The sequence below is a fragment of the Kitasatospora sp. NPDC001603 genome, from assembly GCF_040298365.1.
GTDB lineage: Bacteria > Actinomycetota > Actinomycetes > Streptomycetales > Streptomycetaceae > Kitasatospora.
Genome location: NZ_JBEPAA010000072.1, coordinates 1 through 18859 on the forward strand (window position 1 = coordinate 1; position 18859 = coordinate 18859).

General features: G+C 74.1%; 17 protein-coding genes and 1 pseudogene. 12 read left to right on the forward strand and 6 right to left on the reverse strand.

The genetic code is table 11. The features are described from left to right. Positions 1-144: 144 nt before the first annotated feature. Positions 145-318 carry a CsbD family protein gene (locus tag ABT263_RS31150; protein ID WP_352295434.1) on the reverse strand — a complete coding sequence of 58 codons (174 nt, stop codon included), beginning with the start codon at positions 316-318 and terminating at the stop codon, positions 145-147. 394 nt (positions 319-712) lie between these two features. Here ABT263_RS31150 and ABT263_RS31155 point away from each other — a divergent pair, with 394 nt between their 5' ends. Together ABT263_RS31155 and ABT263_RS31160 are read left to right on the forward strand one after the other, a co-directional pair. Beyond that, the gene (locus tag ABT263_RS31155) at positions 713-904 is read left to right on the forward strand and encodes a hypothetical protein (RefSeq protein ID WP_352295436.1); all 192 of its coding nucleotides are present in this window, start codon (positions 713-715) and stop codon (positions 902-904) included. Next, the gene (locus ABT263_RS31160; protein WP_352295438.1) at positions 901-1401 is read left to right on the forward strand and encodes an ATP-binding protein; all 501 of its coding nucleotides are present in this window, start codon (positions 901-903) and stop codon (positions 1399-1401) included. The genes ABT263_RS31155 and ABT263_RS31160 overlap by 4 nt, the downstream gene beginning before the upstream one ends. A gap of 151 nt (positions 1402-1552) precedes the next feature. On the opposite strand, the gene ABT263_RS31165 is transcribed toward ABT263_RS31160, so the two are convergent. The 4 genes from ABT263_RS31165 to ABT263_RS31180 form a co-directional block, all read right to left on the reverse strand. Continuing rightward, entirely contained in the window at positions 1553-2551 is a 999-nt protein-coding gene (locus ABT263_RS31165) for an ArsR/SmtB family transcription factor (protein ID WP_352295440.1), read from the reverse strand. A 326-nt stretch (positions 2552-2877) separates the two neighbouring features. Continuing rightward, positions 2878-4395 carry an MFS transporter gene (locus ABT263_RS31170; RefSeq protein WP_352295442.1) on the reverse strand — a complete coding sequence of 506 codons (1518 nt, stop codon included), beginning with the start codon at positions 4393-4395 and terminating at the stop codon, positions 2878-2880. 166 nt (positions 4396-4561) lie between these two features. Continuing rightward, positions 4562-6766, reverse strand: a complete 2205-nt coding sequence (locus ABT263_RS31175; protein ID WP_352295444.1) for a catalase — start codon at positions 6764-6766, stop codon at positions 4562-4564. A 132-nt stretch (positions 6767-6898) separates the two neighbouring features. Beyond that, positions 6899-7408, reverse strand: coding sequence for a DUF6328 family protein (locus tag ABT263_RS31180; RefSeq protein WP_352295446.1), 510 nt, complete (start codon positions 7406-7408; stop codon positions 6899-6901). 344 nt (positions 7409-7752) lie between these two features. Between ABT263_RS31180 and ABT263_RS31185 the strand changes: the two genes are divergently transcribed. The 10 genes and pseudogenes from ABT263_RS31185 (at position 7753) to ABT263_RS31230 (ending at position 18152) form a co-directional block, all read left to right on the forward strand. After that, positions 7753-9540 (forward strand): thiamine pyrophosphate-requiring protein, encoded by a 1788-nt coding sequence (locus ABT263_RS31185; protein WP_352295448.1) that lies wholly within the window; start codon positions 7753-7755, stop codon positions 9538-9540. Between the two features lie 5 nt (positions 9541-9545). Continuing rightward, complete coding sequence (locus ABT263_RS31190) at positions 9546-10004, forward strand: hypothetical protein (RefSeq protein ID WP_352295450.1); 459 nt, start codon at positions 9546-9548, stop codon at positions 10002-10004. Positions 10005-10006: 2 nt separating this feature from the next. Beyond that, the gene (locus ABT263_RS31195) at positions 10007-10762 is read left to right on the forward strand and encodes a gluconate 2-dehydrogenase subunit 3 family protein (protein ID WP_352295452.1); all 756 of its coding nucleotides are present in this window, start codon (positions 10007-10009) and stop codon (positions 10760-10762) included. After that, complete coding sequence (locus ABT263_RS31200) at positions 10759-12477, forward strand: GMC family oxidoreductase (RefSeq protein ID WP_352295454.1); 1719 nt, start codon at positions 10759-10761, stop codon at positions 12475-12477. The genes ABT263_RS31195 and ABT263_RS31200 overlap by 4 nt, the downstream gene beginning before the upstream one ends. A gap of 291 nt (positions 12478-12768) precedes the next feature. Further along, a complete protein-coding gene (locus ABT263_RS38970) occupies positions 12769-13164 on the forward strand; it encodes an enolase C-terminal domain-like protein (RefSeq protein ID WP_502885891.1) in 396 nt (131 codons plus the stop codon). A 38-nt stretch (positions 13165-13202) separates the two neighbouring features. Further along, positions 13203-14960 carry a glycoside hydrolase family 15 protein gene (locus tag ABT263_RS31210; protein WP_352295456.1) on the forward strand — a complete coding sequence of 586 codons (1758 nt, stop codon included), beginning with the start codon at positions 13203-13205 and terminating at the stop codon, positions 14958-14960. Between the two features lie 76 nt (positions 14961-15036). Then, entirely contained in the window at positions 15037-15912 is an 876-nt protein-coding gene (locus tag ABT263_RS31215; RefSeq protein WP_352295457.1) for a YhjD/YihY/BrkB family envelope integrity protein, read from the forward strand. A gap of 161 nt (positions 15913-16073) precedes the next feature. Continuing rightward, positions 16074-16367: a WhiB family transcriptional regulator gene (locus tag ABT263_RS31220; RefSeq protein ID WP_329485639.1), complete on the forward strand. Its 294-nt coding sequence runs from the start codon at positions 16074-16076 to the stop codon at positions 16365-16367. Positions 16368-16488: 121 nt separating this feature from the next. Continuing rightward, positions 16489-16953, forward strand: a pseudogene (locus tag ABT263_RS31225) (SRPBCC family protein); the annotation flags it as partial. Between the two features lie 242 nt (positions 16954-17195). After that, complete coding sequence (locus ABT263_RS31230; protein ID WP_352295459.1) at positions 17196-18152, forward strand: TIGR03557 family F420-dependent LLM class oxidoreductase; 957 nt, start codon at positions 17196-17198, stop codon at positions 18150-18152. A gap of 40 nt (positions 18153-18192) precedes the next feature. On the opposite strand, the gene ABT263_RS31235 is transcribed toward ABT263_RS31230, so the two are convergent. Then, positions 18193-18858, reverse strand: a complete 666-nt coding sequence (locus ABT263_RS31235; RefSeq protein ID WP_352295460.1) for an HAD family hydrolase — start codon at positions 18856-18858, stop codon at positions 18193-18195. Between the last annotated feature and the right edge of the window lies 1 nt (position 18859).

Sequence of the window (18859 nt, forward strand, 5' to 3'; positions counted from 1 at the left end):
GTGGTCGTCCCCTCCATCATATAAACCACCTACTCATCCTCTCTGCAGGACTATCATATCAAAACTTTGCTTCCGCGGGCCCCGCTCGCGGGCGCGCCCCCCCCGCCGTCGGGGGGCCCCCCCCCGGGCCGGGTGGGGTCCGGGTCAGTGCTTCCCGGCGTCCTTGACCTTCTCCACGGCCTGCTTCAGGTCGCTCTTGGCCTGCTCGCCCCGGCCCTTCGCCTCGATGGTGCGGTCACCGGTCGCCTTGCCGGCGGCCTCCTTGATCTTGCCCTCGACCTTTTCACCGGCGTTGCGCAGCTTGTCGTCGGCACCCATCGTGTCGCTCACTCCCTCTCGTGGAGTCCGGCTCTCTCGTGGACTCGGGCGTCGCTCGCCCCGACCGGCGTCTGCCCGGTTCGCCCGGTTCCACACCCGGTGGTGCCGGGTTCGTCGCGGAACCCGGTGCCGAAGGGTCCGTCGCGGGCCCGGTGGTGCCGGGTTCGTCGCGGGCGGGGGTGTCGCAACGCCCGGCAGGTGTGACCGGGCCGGAGCCGGGCAGGCGCGAACCAGGCCCGAGGCGCAGGTGAGAAGGGTGCCCGCCGCCCCCGGGGCGTCGGTTCGGCCGGTTCCCGACGACCGGTCGTCGACCGGCGCCCGCGCGCTCGCCCGTGCCACGCGCCATGATGTGCGGGACGGCCCGCCGCCGTCCGGACCCGACCGGGAGCCAGCCATGCGGAGGCCAGCCGAGCAGCCCACCCGAGGGGCGGGGGAGCGGGTCCGGCACGCCGTCCCCGGTCCCGGCCGGGTGGAGGGCGCCGGCCGCACGACGGCCGACGGCACCGGGCGGATCGCCGCCGGGCCGCCCGCCCCGGGCTTCCGCGACTCCCGGGGCTTCCGCGACTCCTCGGGGAGGCCGGGATGAACCGCTCCCCGAGTGGCCCCGTTCCCGACCGGTCCGGCGTTCCGGTGCCCCCCGGCCGGGGGCCCGCACCCGAGTACTCCGAGCGCCTCCTGCTCGACGGCGGCGAGGGCGCGGTGCGGCGCTGCCGCGAGTTCAGCCGCCGGATCCTGGAGGAGTGGCACTGGCTGCCCGCCGACGACGAGGAGCAGCGCGCGGTGACCGAGGACGTCCTGCTGATGGTCTCGGAACTCGTCACCAACGCCTGTCTGCACGCCCCGGGCGGCCCCCGGGAGCTGCGGCTGAGCTGGAACGGCGAGCGGCTGCGGGTCGAGGTCGTGGACGCCAGCCCGGTGCCGCCGCGGGTCCGGCCGGCCATCGTCCCGGGGCGGCCCGGGGGGCACGGTCTGCGCATCGTGGGCCGGCTCGCGAGGGCCTGGGGTTCGCTGCCCGCGGGCCGCGGGAAGCTGGTCTGGCTCGAAGTGCCGTCCCCGCTCGGCCAGCACGTCCGCGGCGGCTGACCCGGGCGGAGACGGCTGTGTGGTGGTAGCGCCGCGTGCTCCGGGCCTGGACCCGCCGGTAGGCGATCACGCGGCAGGCGGGTGCCGGGACCGCCGGGTGGATGCGTCCCGGAGGTTCCAGCCGGGACCTGGTGCGGACACCGACCGGTGCTCAGGCCTGCGGCGGGGGAGGTGGGTTGTCGAGGAGGAGGTCGTGGCCGACGTCGGTGAGGGCGTGGCGGACCTGCTTGCCCTCGCGCTGGGTGGCGATCAGGCCGGCCGCACGCAGGGCGGTGGCATGGGCGGAGGCGGAGGGCGGGGTGACGCCGAGCCGCTGGGCGAGCTCGGTGGTGGAGCAGGCGCTGCCGGCGATGGCGCGCAGGACGCGGGCCCGGGCGGGGCCGAGCACGGCGGCGAGGCCGTCGGCGGCCGGGGTCCGGGCCGCGGGCTCGGCGGCCGGGGCGGCGATCGGGTGCAGCAGCAGGCTCTGGCGGTCCGGCTCGGCCAGCAGGCTGATGCTCCGCTGGACGAAGTAGTTGGGCCGCAGTTCCAGGCCCCGGCCGCCGAGTTCGAAGGAACCCTCCAGCTCGCCGAGGGTGCACTCCAGCACCCCTTCGTCCCGCCAGACGGCCTTCGGGTGGAGCGTGCCGAGCATTTCGCCGATCCCGGAGCGGGCGGCGGTGCGGGCCCGGACGGCGATGTCGGCTTCCAGGGCGCGGCGGATGTCGGGCCAGTCCGGGGCGAGGCAGGCCTGGAACAGCGCCCAGGCGCCGTCGCTGACCTCGCGCAGGCCCCGGCTGCCGTCGTCGCGCAACCGGGCCAGGGCGGCCGGGAGTCCCAGGCGGTTGCCGAAGATCGCGACACCCTCCTCCACGGTCTGCTGCGGGACGGAGAGGAGCGCGTCGAGCTCGTCGGTCAGTTGGCGGCGGACGGCGTCGAGGTCGGCCACCATGAAGTCGGGGATGCCGATCGGGCTCGCGTTGACCACTTCGAGGAAGCGCACGGCCCGGTGGGGGACGTGGCGGCGGGCGTCCCGCCACCAGCGTTCGCTGCGCGACCCGTTGCCCTGGTGAACGCCCAACCGGGCCGAACCGGCCAGCAGATGGTCGAGCGGGGATATGACGAACCGGGTCCTCGCGAGGTCCGCGACCCCGAACCTCAGTGCGATCACGAACCTTCCTCCGGCTCCCCGCAGCCATCCTGACCTGCCGCGTTGTCGACTATTAGGCTCAGAGGCTAATGCATGGCCGTCCGGCCGTCCCCATTGGCATGCTCTCTCTCGTCGGCGCGACTGAGGCCCGCTCCGGCCCCCACCACGAGGGGAGTGGGGGCCGGAGCACGAGCCTCGACCGGGCGTTCGCCGAACCGAGCGCCCGGTGTCGCCCGGCGGAGCGGCCACGACGGCCAAGAAGGGCGCGAAGGACGCGATCTGACGACCCGCCCGGGCGCAGAGGGCGTTCGCGAAGTCCCGCCGGGTCCGCGACCTCGCAACCGCCCCTAGGTGCTCTTCGCCGCGCCGACGGTGCTGAGCGGCGCGGCCAGCGACTCCAGGCTGCGCCGTTCGGCCCGGACCCCGATCGCGGCCTCGACCAGCCCGGCGGCGGTCATCAGGGCGGCGCCGATGCAGAACGCGAGGGTCGTGTCGGACACCTTGCCGCTGCTCACCAGCCCGTTGAACAGCAGCGGCCCGCTGATGCCGCCGACCGCCGTGCCGACGGCGTAGAAGAAGGCGATGCACATCGCCCGGGTCTCCAGCGGGAAGATCTCGCTGACGGTCAGGTAGGCCGAACTCGCCCCGGCGGAGGCCAGGAAGAGCACCGCCGTCCAGCAGGCCGTCATGCTGACCGCGGACAGCGAGCCCTGTTGGAAGAGGGCGGCGGTGCCGAACAGCAGCAGGCCGGAGCCGATGTAGGTGCCGGCGATCATCGGTTTGCGGCCGACCGAGTCGAAGAAGTGGCCGAGCAGCAGCGGGCCGAGGAAGTTGCCGACCGCGATCACCGCGAAGTAGTAGCCGGTGTCGCCCTCCGGCACCTCGAAGTACTTGGTGAGGATGACCGCGTAGCCGAACGTCACCGAGTTGTAGAGGAAGGCCTGGCCGATGAAGAGCGCGAGGCCCAGCACCGTGCGGCGCGGGTAACTGCCCACCACCGTACGGGCGATCGTGATGAAGCCGAGCGGCCCGCGCTCGCGGATGCGGATCGGGTCCCCCTCGACCGGCGGCAGGGCGCGGCCGGTCTCCTCCTCCACGATCCGTTCGGCCTCGGCCACCACCTCCTCCGCCTCCGCGGCGCGCCCGTGGGTGAACAGCCAGCGCGGGCTCTCCGGGACGTGCCGGCGCACCAGCAGGATCACCAGGCCCAGCACCACGCCGATGGCGAAGGCGAGCCGCCACCCGACGTCGGTGGCGAACAGCGCGGTGTTCAACAGCGCGATCGAGGCGAAGGCGCCGAGCGCCGCGCCGATCCAGAAGCTGCCGTTGATGATCAGGTCGATCCGGCCGCGCACCCGGGCCGGGATCAGCTCGTCGATCGCGGAGTTGATCGCCGCGTACTCGCCGCCGATGCCGAAGCCGGTGAAGAAGCGGCAGAGGAAGAAGAACCAGGCGCTCCAGGAGAACGCCGTGACGGCGGTGGCCACCAGGTAGACGGCCAGGGTGAGCATGAAGAGCTTCTTGCGCCCCAGCCGGTCCGTCAGCCAGCCGAAGAACAGGGCGCCGCTGCACGCACCCGCCACGTACACGGCGGCCGCGACGGTGGTCACCTGGGTCGTCGAGATGCTGACGCCGCTGCCCTGCTCGGCGAGCCGGGCCGCCATGTTGCCGACGATCGTGACCTCCAGACCGTCGAGGATCCAGACGGTCCCCAGGCCGATCACGATCCGCCAGTGCCAGCGGGACCACGGCAGCCGGTCGAGTCTGGCCGGCACGTCCGTCTCGATGACCTCGCCACCGGGCGAGTCCCCGGTCTGCGGTGGCTGTTGCGTCCTCTTCGCGGACGCCTTCACCGAGTCGGCCATGACACTCTCCTCCTACGCCGGAACGGGACGCCCCCGCGTCTGCCCGGCTCTCCGGCGATCACACGGGCCGACCCGCGTCCACCGGGACCCGGCCGCACCCCCGGGCCACGACACGCCGTTGGCGGCCCCGTCGAGGGGCCGCCAACGGCGTGTCGTGACCGGGCGGTCAGCGCTCCGGGAAGCGGTGCCGCTCCAGCAGGCGGGCGAAGCCGTCCCAGAAGTCCTCGTCGGCCCGCTCCCCGGGGCCGCGGACGGCGACCCCGGCCAGGTCGGTCGGATCGCCGGCCCCGGCCGCGCGGACGAGCCCGGCGCCCGATCCGAGGACCGCCACCGGCTTGCCGTGCCGCAGCGCCTCGGTGACGAACCGTACGGCGTCCGGATCGGTGGTGAGGTCGGTGCCGGTGCCGCCCGGCACGATCACGGCGTCGTAGAGGGCGCCGGTGCCGTCCGGTACCACCACGGCGTCGTAGAGGACGGACGCGGTGGTGGGCAGCGGGCGGTCCACCACGAGGCGGCCGCCGTCCCGTGCGGGCAGTTCGCCGCCGTGTGCGGCGAGGGTCTCCACCGTGGCACCGCGGGCACCCAGGTGCTCGTGCGCGGCCCGCACCTGGTCGGCGTCCGCGCCGGGGCCGACCAGCACGGCGACCTTGCGGGTGCGGATGCCGGAGCCGCGCAGGTGCTCCAGGCTCAGCGCGGGGGAGACCAGCGGCCCGGCCGTGCCGGCGTCCTCCTGCGCCGGGGCGTCCAGCTCCGCCGGCTCCGGCTCGGGTACGCCGATCCGCCGGGCGACCTCCGCGGCCAGGACGGGGTCGACGTGCACGAGGTTGCCGACGGTGCGCCGCCGCACCTCCTCGTCGACCACCTTGCCCAGCTCGAACGCGAAGGCGGCGGTGATGTGTTCCTGCTCCCAGCCGGTCATGCTGCGCCAGAACAGGGTGGCCTGGCTGTAGTGGTCGGCGAAGCTGGGGCTGCGCCGCCGGATCGTCCGGCCGTCGACCCGCTCCTGGTAGTGCTGGAAGACCCCCTCCGGCAGCCGGCCGCCGCCCATGGTGAACGGGCAGCCGCCTCCCACGGAGTTGGGCGAGTAGCCGTGACCCGGGTGGATGGTCTGCTGGCCGTGGCCGTCGCGGTGGTTGACCCGGACGTCGGCCAGCGGCCGGTTGACCGGCAGCTGCGAGAAGTTGGGGCCGCCCAGGCGGATGAGCTGGGTGTCGAGGTAGGAGAAGTTGCGGCCCTGGAGCAGCGGGTCGTTGGTGAAGTCGATACCGGGGACGATGTTGGCGGTGTGGAAGGCGACCTGCTCGGTCTCGGCGAAGAAGTTCTCCGGATTGCGGTTCAGGACCATCCGCCCGACCGGCCGGACCGGCACGAGCTCCTCCGGTACCAGCTTCGTCGGATCGAGCAGATCGAAGGGGAACGCGAACTCGTCCTGCTCCGGTATCAGTTGGACGCCGAGCTCGTACTCCGGGAAGTCGCCGTCCGCGATCGCCTCCCACAGGTCGCGGCGGTGGAAGTCCGGGTCGCGTCCGGCGGTGAGCTGGGCCTCGTCCCAGACCTGGGAGTGCGTTCCGAGCAGCGGCCGCCAGTGGAACTTCACGAAGGTCCCGCGACCGTCGGCGTTCACCAGGCGGAAGGTGTGGACGCCGAAGCCCTGCATCATCCGGTAGCTGCGGGGGATGGCCCGGTCGGACATCGCCCACATGAGCATGTGGGTGGACTCGGGCTGGAGCGAACAGAAGTCCCAGAAGGTGTCGTGGGCGGAGGCGCCGGTGGGGATCTCGTTCGGGGCCTCCGGCTTCACGGCGTGCACGAAGTCGGGGAACTTGGCGGCGTCCTGGATGAAGAACACCGGCATGTTGTTGCCGACCAGGTCGTAGTTGCCGTGGCGGGTGTAGAACTTGGTGGCGAAGCCGCGGACGTCGCGCACGGTGTCGGCGGAGCCGCGCGGGCCCTGGACGGTCGAGAACCGGACGAAGACCGGAGTGCGCCGGCCGGCCTCCTGGAGGAAGTCGGCGCAGGTGAACTCGGCGAGCGACGCGTAGGGTTCGAAGAATCCGTAGGCGCCCGCCCCGCGGGCGTGCACCACCCGCTCGGGGATCCGCTCGTGGTCGAAGTGGGTGAGCTTCTCCCGCAGCTGGAAGTCCTCCAGCAGGGTGGGCCCGCGATCGCCGACCGTCAGCGAGTTGTCGGTGTCGTCGACCCGCACGCCCTGGTCGGTGGTCAGCGCTCCGTTCGGGTCAGGAGCCCGGGCGGCGTCCAGCGCGGCGTCCTTGGCATCGCGCCCGTGCTCCACGGGTGGCCCCGGATTCGGGGTCCCGGTGACGAGGGGCGCGTGGGGGCGGTGCTCGGGAGGTCCGGGGTTGATCGTCATGGCACGCTCTCCGTCCTGGAAGGGGCCGGGCCGGCGCTTTCCGGGCGCCCGGCCTGGGTCGGCGGTGCGGCTGCCCGACGGACGGGAGTGCAAACCGGGCGGCGCGCGTCCGGGCCCCGGCCCGGCGGGGGCTCAGCGGTCCCGGTCCCTCCGGTGGGCGTGACGGCGCAGCACCGAACGGGGGAGGACGAGCCAGCAGACGCAGAACCACGCCAGCGCCGCGCCGCTGAGCACCCAGGCCGCCGGTGAACTGTCGGTGGCGGTGCGCAGGAGCAGCAGCAGCGCGGCCGAGATGGTGAGGGCGAGCAGCACCAGGCCGAGGCCGATGAGCCGCCCGGCGACGTGGATGAGCTCGGGCTTCATGCCGTGGCCGGACATGAAGCGGTGGAACGCCACGGGGGCGATGAGCGTGCCGGTGGCGAAGGCGCCGAGCAGGACGGTGGCCACGTAGAGGTGCTTGTCGAAGTCCGGCAGTGTCGCGAAGCGGGGGGTGAAGGCGGTGGCGAGGAGGAAGCCGAAGAGGATCTGGGCGCCCGTCTGGCAGACCCGCACCTCCTGCAGCATCTCGTTCCACAGGCGGTCGGCACGCTCTTCCGGAGACTCGTCCCGCCCCCGGGCCGGTCGGTCGTGGTCTGCGGTCATCGGCGGGTCCCCTGCGGCGGTCGGGGCCGGGCGCCGACGGGGCGGCGCAGCGCGGCGAACGGGCATCGGCGGCCGGTGTGCCCTCGGCGGGACCGGCGCCGCACCCGTCTGCCCAGTCTGGCGACGGCCACGCAGGGGCGCCACCGGGAGCGGCGGCCCGGCCCGGAGCGGGCGGCGGAAACCCGCCGGGCGTCGCTCGCGGGCCCGGAGCGACTGCGTCCGGGCACCGCGGCCGCGGCCTCCGCCGGCCGGGTTTCGGCCGGCCCCGACGGGTCAGACGAGAGCGCGGGGAGTTTCTCCCGGTCCCCCCGCCGGCGAGTCGAGCTGCGAACGGAGCCCAACAGATGAAGGTCTCGGACTACATCCTCGAACGTTTGCGGCAATGGGACGTCGAGCACGTCTTCGCCTATCCCGGTGACGGCATCAACGGCCTGCTCGCCGCCTGGGGCAGGGCCGACGACAAGCCGCAGTTCGTGCAGGCGCGGCACGAGGAGATGGCCGCCTTCGAGGCCGTCGGCTACGCCAAGTTCTCCGGCCGGACGGGCGTGTGCGCCGCGACCTCGGGCCCGGGCGCGATCCACCTGCTGAACGGCCTCTACGACGCCAAGCTCGACCACGTCCCGGTCGTCGCGATCGTGGGCCAGACCGACCGCAGCGCGATGGGCGGCTCCTACCAGCAGGAGGTCGACCTCCTCTCGCTCTACAAGGACGTCGCCTCCGCCTACTGCGAGATGGTCACCGTCCCCGAACAGCTGCCCAACGTGCTGGACCGGGCGATGCGCATCGCCGCCACCAGCCGCACCGTCACCGCCGTGATCGTCCCGGCCGACGTCCAGGAGCTCGACTACGAGCCGCCGGCTCACGCCTTCAAGATGGTGCCCTCCAGCCTCGGCGTCGGCCGGTACGCGCCGGTGCCGTCGGACGCGGACCTCGCCCGCTGCGCCGAGATCCTCAACGCCGGCGAGAAGGTGGCCGTCCTGGTCGGCCAGGGTGCCCGGCGGGCGCGCGCCGAGGTCGAGCAGGTCGCCGGGATCCTCGGCGCCGGGGTGGCGAAGGCGCTCCTCGGCAAGGACGTGCTGCCGGACACGCTGCCCTACGTGACCGGCTCGATCGGCCTGCTGGGGACGCGGCCGTCCTACGAGCTGATGCGCGACTGCGACACCCTGCTGGTGATCGGCTCCAGCTTCCCGTACACCCAGTTCCTCCCCGAGTTCGGCAAGGCCAGGGCCGTGCAGATCGACGTCGACCCGTCGATGGTGGGCCTGCGCTACCCGTTCGAGCTGAACGTGGTGGGGGACGCGACGGAGACCCTCAAGCGGCTCATCCCCCTGCTGGACCAGAAGACGGACCGGTCCTGGCGGGAGACGGTCGAGGAGAACACCGCCCGCTGGTGGGAGGTCATGGAGCGGCGCGCCGCCGTCTCCGCCGACCCGCTCAACCCCGAGCACGTCGTGCACGCCCTCGACGCCCTGCTGCCGGAGAACGCCATGATCGCCGCGGACTCCGGGTCCGCCGCCAACTGGTACGCCCGCCACCTGCGGATGCGCGGGACGATGCGCGGCTCCCTGTCGGGGACCCTCGCCACCATGGGCCCCGGGGCCCCCTACCTGATCGGGGCGAAGTTCGCCCACCCGGACCGCCCCGCCATCGCCATCGTCGGGGACGGCGCGATGCAGATGAACGGCCTCGCCGAACTGATCACCGTCGCGAAGTACTACCAGCAGTGGTCGGACCCGCGGCTGATCGTCGCCGTCCTCAACAACCAGGACCTCAACCAGGTCACCTGGGAGATGCGGGCCATGCAGGGTGCCCCGCAGTTCGAGGCCTCCCAGCACCTGCCGGACGTGCGGTACGCCGACTTCGCCGTCCAGCTCGGCCTCTACGGCACCCGGGTGGAGAAGCCCGAGGACGTCGAGCCGGTGTGGCGCCAGGCGCTCGCCTCGGAGCGGCCGTACGTCATCGACTTCCGCACCGACCCGGCCGTGCCGCCGATCCCGCCGCACGCCTCGCTCGACCAGATCACCGCCGCCGCCTCGGCGGTCCTCAAGGGTGACAGCGACCGCGGGTCCATGGTCAAGCAGGGCCTCAAGGCGAAGATCCAGGAGTTCCTGCCCGGCAGCGGCAAGGAGTGAGCGCGATGACCGAGGCCCCGGCCGTACGGCACCTGCCCGGGCTCGTGCCCCGCGCGGTGCACGACGTACGCCACGGCCGCTTCGAGCGGTCCCTGTCGCTGCTGATGTCGGGCGGCGCCCTGGTGACGGCCGCCGAGATCTACCTGGAGCACGACCGCGCGAGCTTCGGCAACCGCGTGATGTGGTGGCCGGTCGTGCTGGGGCCGCTGGCCGCCGCGGCGGGGGTGGCGGGATTCGCCAGCGAGCGCGCCGCGCACACCGTGCTGCCCGTGGTGTCGGCGGCCGTGGTGGCCAACGGCCTCCAGGGCACCTACCTGCACGCGCGGGGCGTCGCCCGCAAACCCGGGGGCTGGGCGATGGCCCGCTACAACGTCGAGATGGGCCCGCCGCTGTTCGCACCGCTCCTGGTGACGATGGTCGGGGGGATGGGCCTGCTCGCCGCCGTCCTGCGCCGGGAGCGGTGAGCGTGCCCGCGCGCCGCCGGCCCGCCCGCCGGACCGTCCCCTCCGGCGAGGCGGGCCGGCGCTTCCCCGGCTTCGACGTCCTGGACCAGTCCGACGCCTGGGATCCGGCGACCGCCGCCACCGTCCACCAGCGCCTCCAACTCCAGCCCGACCTGCGCTACTTCACCCCGGCGGAGGAGGCCTGCGCGGGCGCCCTGCTGGACCGGCTGCTCGCCCAGGACGGCCCGCCGGAGTGCCCGAAGGTGCCGGTCCTCCAGATGATCGACGCCCGCCTCGCCGAGGCCCGGACGGACGGCTGGCGGTACCGGGACATGCCCGAGGACGGGGAGGCCTGGCGGGCCGCGCTGCGGGCCCTCGACGAGGACGCCGCCGACCGGTACGGCGCGCCGTTCGCGGCGCTCGACCCCGACCGGCAGCGCGCCCTCGTCCAGGCCGTCCAGGACCTGCACGGCAAACCCTGGCACGGCATGCCGGCGGCCCACGTGTGGAGCCTGTGGACCAGGTACGCCTGCACCGCCTTCTACGCCCACCCGTGGTCGTGGAACGAGATCGGCTTCGGCGGGCCGGCCTACCCGCGCGGCTACGCCCGCCTCGGTGTGGGGGCGCGCGAACGCTGGGAGCATCCGGACGCGGACCCCGCCGACCCGGCCGGACCCGCTCCTGGGGGAGACGGTCCCGAGGACAGCCCCGCCAGTCACGGCCCCCGCGACCACGACTCCGCCGACGACAGCCCCGCCGACCGAAAGGACAGGACGTGAGCCGACGTCTGGAAGCGGTACGGTCCACGCTGGCCCTCACGGCCGGATCGCAGCAGGAGATCCGGGACCGCAACGCCTCCGCCTGGCTGCTGCCGGACGACGGAAGCCGGTTCGACCACGCGCTGGTCGAGAACATGCGCCGCTTCGACGACACGGACGAGGTGGACCTGGTCATCGTCGGCTGCGGCGCCGGCGGCGCCACCCTCGCCCAGCGGATGGCGCACGCGGGGTGGTCCGTGGTCTGCCTGGAGGCCGGGCCGTTCTGGGATCCGGACACCGAGTGGGTCAGCGACGAGGCCGGCTCCCACCACCTCTACTGGACGGAGCCGCGGGTGATCTCCGGGCAGGACCCGGTCCCCATGGGTTCCAACAACTCCGGCCGCGGCGTCGGCGGTTCGACCGTGCACTTCGCCGGATTCGTGCCCCGCCTGCACCCCAGCGACTTCTCCACGCTCACCGACGACGGCGTCGGCGCCGACTGGCCGATCCGCTACGAGGACCTGCGCCCGTCCTACGAGCGGATCGAGCAGGAACTCCCCGTCGCCGGGCAGTACTGGCCGTGGGGCGACCCGCACGCCTACCCGCACGCCCCGCACCCGGTGGGCGGCAACGGCGAGATCTTCCTGCGCGGCGCGGCCGCCGCCGGGATCGAGGCCCGGGTGGGCCCGGTCGCCATCACCAACGGCCGGTTCGGGAACCGCCCGCACTGCGTCTACCGGGGCTTCTGCCTCCAGGGCTGCAAGGTCAACGCCAAGGGTTCCGCCTTCGTCACCCACGTCCCCGACGCCCTCGCGCACGGCGCCGAGATCCGCACCGACGCCATGGTCACCGCGATCGAGACCGACGCCGACGGCAGCCGCGCCACCGGGGTCCGCTATCTGCGCCGGGGGCGCGAACACCTGCAGCGCGCCCGGACGGTGGCCGTCGCCGGGTACGCGATCGAGACCCCGCGGCTGCTGCTCAACTCCGCGAACCGGCGCTTCCCCGAGGGGCTCTGCAACGACCACGACCTGGTCGGCCGCTACGTCATGGTGCAGGGCGCCCCGCAGACCGCCGGGCGCTTCGCGGAGGAGATCCGCGCGTACAAGGCGCCCCCGCCGGAGGTCTCCTCCGAGGCCTTCTACGAGACTGACCCCGGCCGACCCTACAAGCGTGGGTTCGCCGTCCAGACCGTCTCCCCGCTGCCGATCACCTGGGCCGAGCACGTGGCGGCCCAGGGGCACTGGGGGCACGACCTGCGCCGCTACCTCCAGGACTACATCCACTGGGCCACCCTCGGCGCCCTGTGCGAACTCCTCCCGCAGCCCGACAACCGCGTCACCCTCGCCACCGAGAAGGACCGCCACGGCCTGCCGGTGGCCGACTTCTCCTACACCCAGTGCGACAACGACCGGGAGGTGATCAAGGCCGCCCGGTCGACCATGGAGGAGATCCTGCGGGCGGCCGGCGCCACCGAGGTCATCACCATCGAGCGCTACGCCCACCTGGTCGGCGGCTGCCGGATGGCCCGGGACGCCGAACACGGCGTCGTCGACGCCGACCTGCGGAGCTTCGCGATCCCCAACCTGCTGATCACCGACGGCAGCGTGCTGCCCACCCAGGGCTCCGCCAACCCGGCGCTGACCATCATGGCCCTCGTCGACCGCGCCGCCGGGCGGCTGGCCGCCGGAGCCCGGTCCGGCCTGCGCGCGCCCGCCGGGAGGAGCGCCCGATGACCGACACCGACGGACCGCCGCTGGAGCGGATCGACGTCCAGGTGCTGACCGTGCCCACCGACGCGCCCGAGGGCGACGGCACCCTCGCCTGGGAATCCACCACCATGGTCCTCGTGCACGCGCACGCCGCGGGCACCACCGGCACCGGCTGGACGTACGGCGCCGCCGCCACCGCCGACGTGATCAGGGACGAACTGGCCGGAGTGGTCACCGGGCAGTCCGTCCTCGACGTCCCCGCCCGCAACGAGGCGCGAGGAACCGGTCTCCTCGGACGACCTGTCCGGGCTGGCCCTGGTCCGCGACGCCCTCACCGCCGATGTCGCCACGGGGGAGTACGGCTACGACCTGCCCTACTTCGCCCGGATGATCCCGGCGGTGGACTGCCTGCAGGCCGACGCCACCCGCTGCGGCGGCCTCACCGTCTGGCTGCGGGCGGCGGCCCTCGCCGAGGCGCACGGCCTCCAGCTCTCCGGCCACTGCGCCCCGCACGTCCACGCCCACGCCGCCGCGGCCGTCCCCAACCTCCGCCACCTGGAGTGGTTCCACGACCACGTCCGGATCGAGAACCTGCTCTTCGACGGCGCCCTCGACCCCCGCGGCGGGGTGCTGCGCCCCGGCGCGGACGGCGCGCCGGGCCTCGGCCTCACCCTGCGCGCCGACCGCGCCGAGCAGTACCGCACCGGCTGAGCACCGACCCGCCACCCCGCCGAAGGAGAGCCGAGCCCGTGACCGACGACCGCCCCCAGCCCCACGCGCTGCGCGACTACGCCCTGCTGGCCGACGGCGAACGCGGCGCCCTGGTGGGCCCCAGGGGCGACCTGGTCTGGATGTGCGCACCGCGCTGGGACAGCGACGCCGTCTTCTCCGCGCTGATCGGCGGCCCCGGCTGGTACTCCGTCACGCCCGCCGCCCCCTTCGTCTGGGGCGGCTACTACGAGAGCGGCACCCTGATCTGGCGCAGCCGCTGGGTGACCACCGGCGGCATCGTCGAGTGCCGCGAAGCCCTCGCCCACCCCGGCGACCCGCACCGCGCCGTCGTGCTGCGCCGGATCCTCGCCGTCGACGGGCCGGCGACCGTGGACGTGACCCTCCAGGCCGCCGCCGCGTTCGGCGAGCAGCCCGCCCGCGACCTGCGGCGCGACGAGACCGGGCGCTGGACGGGCCGGGCCGGCGACCTGCACCTGCGCTGGACCGGCGCACCGGCGGCCCGGCCCCGCGACGACGGCGGCCGCCCCACCCTCCACACCCGGCTGGAGCTGGCCGCCGGCGCGCACCACGACCTCGTACTGGAGCTCTCGGACCGGCCGCCCGGCCGGGTCGCGAGCGCCGACCGGCTCTGGCGGTCCACCGAGGCCGCCTGGGCGCAGCAGGTCCCGACCTTCCCCGACGCGCTCGGCTCCCGCGACGCCCGGCACGCCTACACCGTCCTGCGCGGCCTCACCGGCGCCCACGGCGGCACCGTGGCCGCCGCCACCACCAGCCTCCCCGAACGCGCCGAGCAGGGGCGCAACTACGACTACCGCTACGTGTGGATCCGCGACCAGGGCTACATCGGCCAGGCCGTCGCCGCCGCCGGTCCGCACCCGCTGCTCGACGACTCGGTCCGCTTCACCACGGCCCGCCTCCACGAGCACGGCCCCGACCTAGCCCCCGCGTACACCACCACTGGCGCAGCCATCCCGGACCGGCGCACCCTGGACCTGCCGGGCTACCCGGGCGGCTTCGACGTGGCGGGCAACCACGTCAACCGGCAGTTCCAGCTCGACGCCCTCGGCGAGTGCCTGCTCCTCCTCGCCGCCGCCGCCCGCCACGGCCGGCTGGACACCGACGGCGTCCAGGCCGCCCGGATCGCCGCCGACGCCATCGCCCACCGTCACACCGAGCCCGACGCCGGGATCTGGGAACTCCACGACGACCACTGGACCCACAGCCGTCTCACCGCCGCCGCGGGGCTGCGGGCGGCCGCCACCGCCGGCGCCGCCGACCGCTCCACCGCCGGCCGCTGGGAGGCGCTCGCGGACGAGATCACCGCGCGGACCGCCGCCACCGGCACCCACCCGACCGGCCGCTGGCAGCGCACCCCCACCGACCCCGGCGTCGACGCCGCCCTGCTGCTCCCCGCGATCCGCGGCGCCGTCGCCCCGGACGACCCGCGCACCCGCGCGACGCTCGACGCGGTACGGGCGGAACTCTGCCGGGACCACTACGCCTACCGGTTCCGCCACGACGAGCGGCCGCTGGAGGACGCCGAGGGAGCGTTCCTGCTCTGCGGCTTCGTCATGGCGCTCGCCGAACACCAGCAGGGCGACCCGGTGGAGGCGGCCCGGTGGTTCGAGCGCAACCGGGCGGCCTGCGGACCGCCGGGCCTGTTCGCGGAGGAGTTCGACATCGCCCAGCGCCAGCTCCGCGGCAACCTGCCGCAGGCCTTCGTCCACGGCCTGATGCTGGAGGCCGCCGTGCGGCTGGCCGGCCCCACCCGCTGATTGCGCAGGCCGTCCCTGTCTGCGACGGCCTGCGCGTGGTAGGCGCGAGGACGGGGACGACGGCGTGGAGGCCACCATGGCTGAGGACCGGGACCGGGACCGGGACGCGACCCCGGGCACGGCGGGCACAGCGGGCGCGACGGTGGCGCCCGGGCGCCGCAGCGCCGCCTCGGTCGCCCTGGAGGTCTGGAAGCAGGGCCGCTCGGTGGAACTCCTGCAGCGCTCGATGGCCTTCGCCGCGCTGTTCTTCGTCACGCTGGTGCCGCTGCTGATCGTGATCGCCGCGGCCCCGCCCACCCGGAACAGCGGAATCAGCCAGTGGATCACCGACGGCCTGGGCCTGACCGGCCCCGGCGCGCAGGCCACCCGCGGCCTGTTCGCCTCCCGCGGCCAGATCCTCAGCACCACCACCGGCTTCGGCCTCGCCGCCCTGACGGTCTTCGGCATCTCCCTGATGGCCTCCGTCCAGACCGTCTACGAGCGCATCTGGCAGCTCGAACGCGGCCCCTGGCACGCCGTCTGGCGCCAGGCCCTCGGCCTGGCCGGACTGACCGCCTACATCCTCGTCGCCGCCTGGAGCGGCAGCCCGTGGCAGGGCAGCGCGGCCCAGCCCGCGCTGCGCCTGGCCGCCACCGTGCTCGGCGGCGTCCTGCTGTTCTGGTGGCTGCAGCGCCTGCTGCTCGGCGCACGCGTCCCCTGGCTGTGGCTGCTCCCCGGCGCGCTGGCCACCATGGCCGCGCTGACCGGGCTGCGGTACTTCTCCCGGCTGGTCCTCGCCCCGCTGCTGGTCTCCAACGCGGTCTCGTACGGGACGGTCGGCGCGGTCCTGGTGGTGCAGTCCTGGCTGATCGGCGTGGGCTACACCATCTACGGCGGGGCGCTCGCCGGCCACGCGATCATGAGGAGACGGGCGAGCCTGGCGTCCGACGGCGCCGTGCCGGCCGACCGCTGACGGGTGAGCGCCGACCGGCGACCGTTCCGGGGCGCCCCGGTACGCGTGGGATCGGCGGGAGCGGGCACACGCCCGCACAGCCGAGGCCGTCCGGCGGCCCGGCCCCTCGCCACCCGTACTCCCGACCCTTCCCGGTCACGTCCAGCCGAGGTGAGAACCCCTTGACCAACATCTCGCGCCTGCCCGGCGCCTTCGACCACCGTTGGAACTGGCAGCTCGCCGCCGCGTGCCGCTCCGTCGACACCGCGTTGTTCTTCCACCCGTTCGGTGAACGCGGCCAGGCACACGACGACCGGGAGGAGCAGGCGAAGCGGATATGCCGGGGCTGCCCCGTCCGCGAAGAGTGCCTCCGGCACGCTCTGGAGGTGCGTGAGCCGTACGGCGTCTGGGGCGGTCTGTCGGAGACGGAGCGTGCCGACCTGCTCGGCCCCGTGCGCTCCCCGCAGGCCGCGTGACCGGCACGCCGGAGCCGGGCCCCGGGACCGCCCTGGTGGCCTCCTGATTGAGCGCCCGCGATCGGGGCAGGCGCGCCGGTGTACGAAATGCCCGATCCTGTCGATTCGGAAGGAGACCGTTGTGAGCAAGGTGAAGGAGTCCATCGACGTGGACGTCCCGCTGCACAGCGCCTACAACCAGTGGACGCAGTTCGAGGACTTCCCGCGTTTCATGGAGGGCGTGGAGGAGGTCCGCCAGACCGACGACCGGCACTCGCACTGGACGACGAAGGTCGCGGGTGCGCGCCGCGAGTTCGACACCGAGATCGTCGACCAACTCCCCGACGAGCGGATCTCCTGGCGCACCGTCGGCGGTGACGTCCAGCAGATGGGAGTCGTGACCTTCCAGCGCCTCGACGACTCCCACACCCGGGTGAGCCTGGCCATGGACTTCCACCCGAAGGGCATGGCCGAGAAGGCCGGTGACCTGCTCGGTGTCCTGGACCGGCAGGTCAAGGGCGATCTGAAGCGGTTCAAGGGCTTCATCGAGGAACAGGGCCGCGAGAGCGGAGGCTGGCGCGGCCGGCTCTCCCCCGAGGGCACCGGCGGCCAGGGCACCGGCGGTCAGGGCTCCGGCGGGCCCACGGCGCTCGGCGACGCGCCGCCGCGCGAGCGGCCCCAGGCCCGGATGACCGGTGAGGGCGCACCGCCCCTGCCGGCGGACCCGGACGACATGCGACACGGCTGACCCGCCCCGATGCCCGGGCCCCGGCGCCCCGAACCACGGCGCCGGGGCCCGGGCGTCGCCGGTCCGTGCCGCCACCGTTACCCGGAAGGACAGGTAGACCCATGACCGAGTACGGCTACTTCCTCTCCTGCGAGGAGTTCACCCCGGCCCAACTGCTCGACCAGGCCCGGCTCGCGGCCGAGGCCGGCTTCACCCGGCTGGCCGTCTCCGACCACTTCCACCCGTGGAACGACGCCCAGGGCAGCAGTCCGTTCGTCTGGTCGGTGATCGGCGCCCTCTCGCAGACCGTCGACCTGCCGGTCACCACCCTCGTGACGTGTCCGACGGTGCGCCTGCACCCGGCCGTCACGGCGCAGGCCGCCGCCACCTCCGCCGTCCTGCTGGGCGGGCGCTTCACGCTGGGCGTCGGTACCGGCGAGGCGCTCAACGAGCACGTGCACGGGGATCGTTGGCCCTCGTTCGACGAACGGGCCGAGATGCTGGAGGAGGCCCTGGAGGTGATGCGCAAGCTGTTCACCGGCGAGCAGGTGTCCCACCGCGGCCGGCACTACACCGTCGACAACGCCCGCCTCTACACCGTCCCCGCCGAGGCACCGCCGGTCTACGTCTCCGGCTTCGGGCCGAACGCCGCCGCCCTCGCGGGCCGGATCGGGGACGGCTTCGTCACCATGACCCCCGACCGCGACCTGGTCGGCGCGTTCCGTGCGGGCGGCGGCGCCGGCAAGCCGGTGATCGGCGGCGTGAAGGTCTGCTGGAACGACGACCGGGACAAGGCCGTCGACCTGGTGCACCGGCTCTGGCCGACCGAACTGCTGCCGGGCGAGCTCGCCCAACTCCTCCCCACCCCGGCCCACTTCGAGCAGGCCAGCGAACTGGTCACCCCCGAGATGGTGGCCGAGGCGGTGACCTGCGGCAACGACGTGGACGAGCACGTCGCGACGCTGCGGTCCTACGTCGACGCGGGTTTCGACGAGGTCTACGTCGGCCAGATCGGCCCCGACAACGAGGCCTTCTTCGACCACTACCGCCGCGAGGTCCTGCCGGCCCTCCCGCGCTGACGGGCCCGCACCGCGCCGGGAGCGCCGACGGACCGGTCCGTCAGCGCCCCCGGCCGAGCGCGCTGTCCGCCAGCCCCGCCAGCAGCGCCGCCACGTCCTCATGGACCTCCAGCGCCCCGGCGGCCCGCAGGTCCCGTTCGCTCCAGCCGCCGGACAGGACGGCGACGCACGGCACCTCGGCGGTCGCCGCGGCCTGCACGTCCCACGGGGTGTCCCCGACGAAGACCGCCTCCTCGGGTCGCGCGCCGGCCTTGTCGAGCGCCGCCCGGACGAGGTCGGGGGCGGGCTTGCTCGCGTCGACGTCGTCCGCACCGGTGACGGCGGCCACCACGTCGTCCGCGTCGAGCACGTCGCGCATCACCGCGAGGTCCCGCCCGGAGGCCGAACTCGCCAGCACCACCGTCCAGCCCCGCGCGGCGACCGCGCGCAACAGCGCGGCCGCCCCGTCGAAGGGCCGCAGCACGGGCCAGAAGCGGGCGTAGAGCGCCTGGTGGGCCGCGCTCAGGTCACCGTCCCCGGACCGGTCCCGGTCCCGGCCGAGGACGTGGTCGAGCAGTTGGTCGCCCCCCATGCCGATCGACGCGTGGATGCGCGCCATCGCCGGGGTGTGCCCGTACTGCGCCAGCGCCTCGGCCCAGGCGAGGGTGTGCAGGTAGTTCGTGTCGAGGAGGGTGCCATCGACGTCGAACAGCGCTGTCGGTGCCATC

Excerpts from the sequence above, each read along its gene's own strand:
- ABT263_RS31150 (WP_352295434.1), bottom strand. The coding sequence starts at position 318 with ATGGGTGCCGACGACAAGCTGCGCAACGCCGGTGAAAAGGTCGAGGGC.
- ABT263_RS31155 (WP_352295436.1), top strand. The coding sequence starts at position 713 with ATGCGGAGGCCAGCCGAGCAGCCCACCCGAGGGGCGGGGGAGCGGGTC.
- ABT263_RS31160 (WP_352295438.1), top strand. The coding sequence starts at position 901 with ATGAACCGCTCCCCGAGTGGCCCCGTTCCCGACCGGTCCGGCGTTCCG.
- ABT263_RS31170 (WP_352295442.1), bottom strand. The coding sequence starts at position 4,395 with ATGGCCGACTCGGTGAAGGCGTCCGCGAAGAGGACGCAACAGCCACCG.
- ABT263_RS31175 (WP_352295444.1), bottom strand. The coding sequence starts at position 6,766 with ATGACGATCAACCCCGGACCTCCCGAGCACCGCCCCCACGCGCCCCTC.
- ABT263_RS31180 (WP_352295446.1), bottom strand. The coding sequence starts at position 7,408 with ATGACCGCAGACCACGACCGACCGGCCCGGGGGCGGGACGAGTCTCCG.
- ABT263_RS31185 (WP_352295448.1), top strand. The coding sequence starts at position 7,753 with ATGAAGGTCTCGGACTACATCCTCGAACGTTTGCGGCAATGGGACGTC.
- ABT263_RS31190 (WP_352295450.1), top strand. The coding sequence starts at position 9,546 with ATGACCGAGGCCCCGGCCGTACGGCACCTGCCCGGGCTCGTGCCCCGC.
- ABT263_RS31215 (WP_352295457.1), top strand. The coding sequence starts at position 15,037 with ATGGCTGAGGACCGGGACCGGGACCGGGACGCGACCCCGGGCACGGCG.
- ABT263_RS31230 (WP_352295459.1), top strand. The coding sequence starts at position 17,196 with ATGACCGAGTACGGCTACTTCCTCTCCTGCGAGGAGTTCACCCCGGCC.
- ABT263_RS31235 (WP_352295460.1), bottom strand. The coding sequence starts at position 18,858 with ATGGCACCGACAGCGCTGTTCGACGTCGATGGCACCCTCCTCGACACG.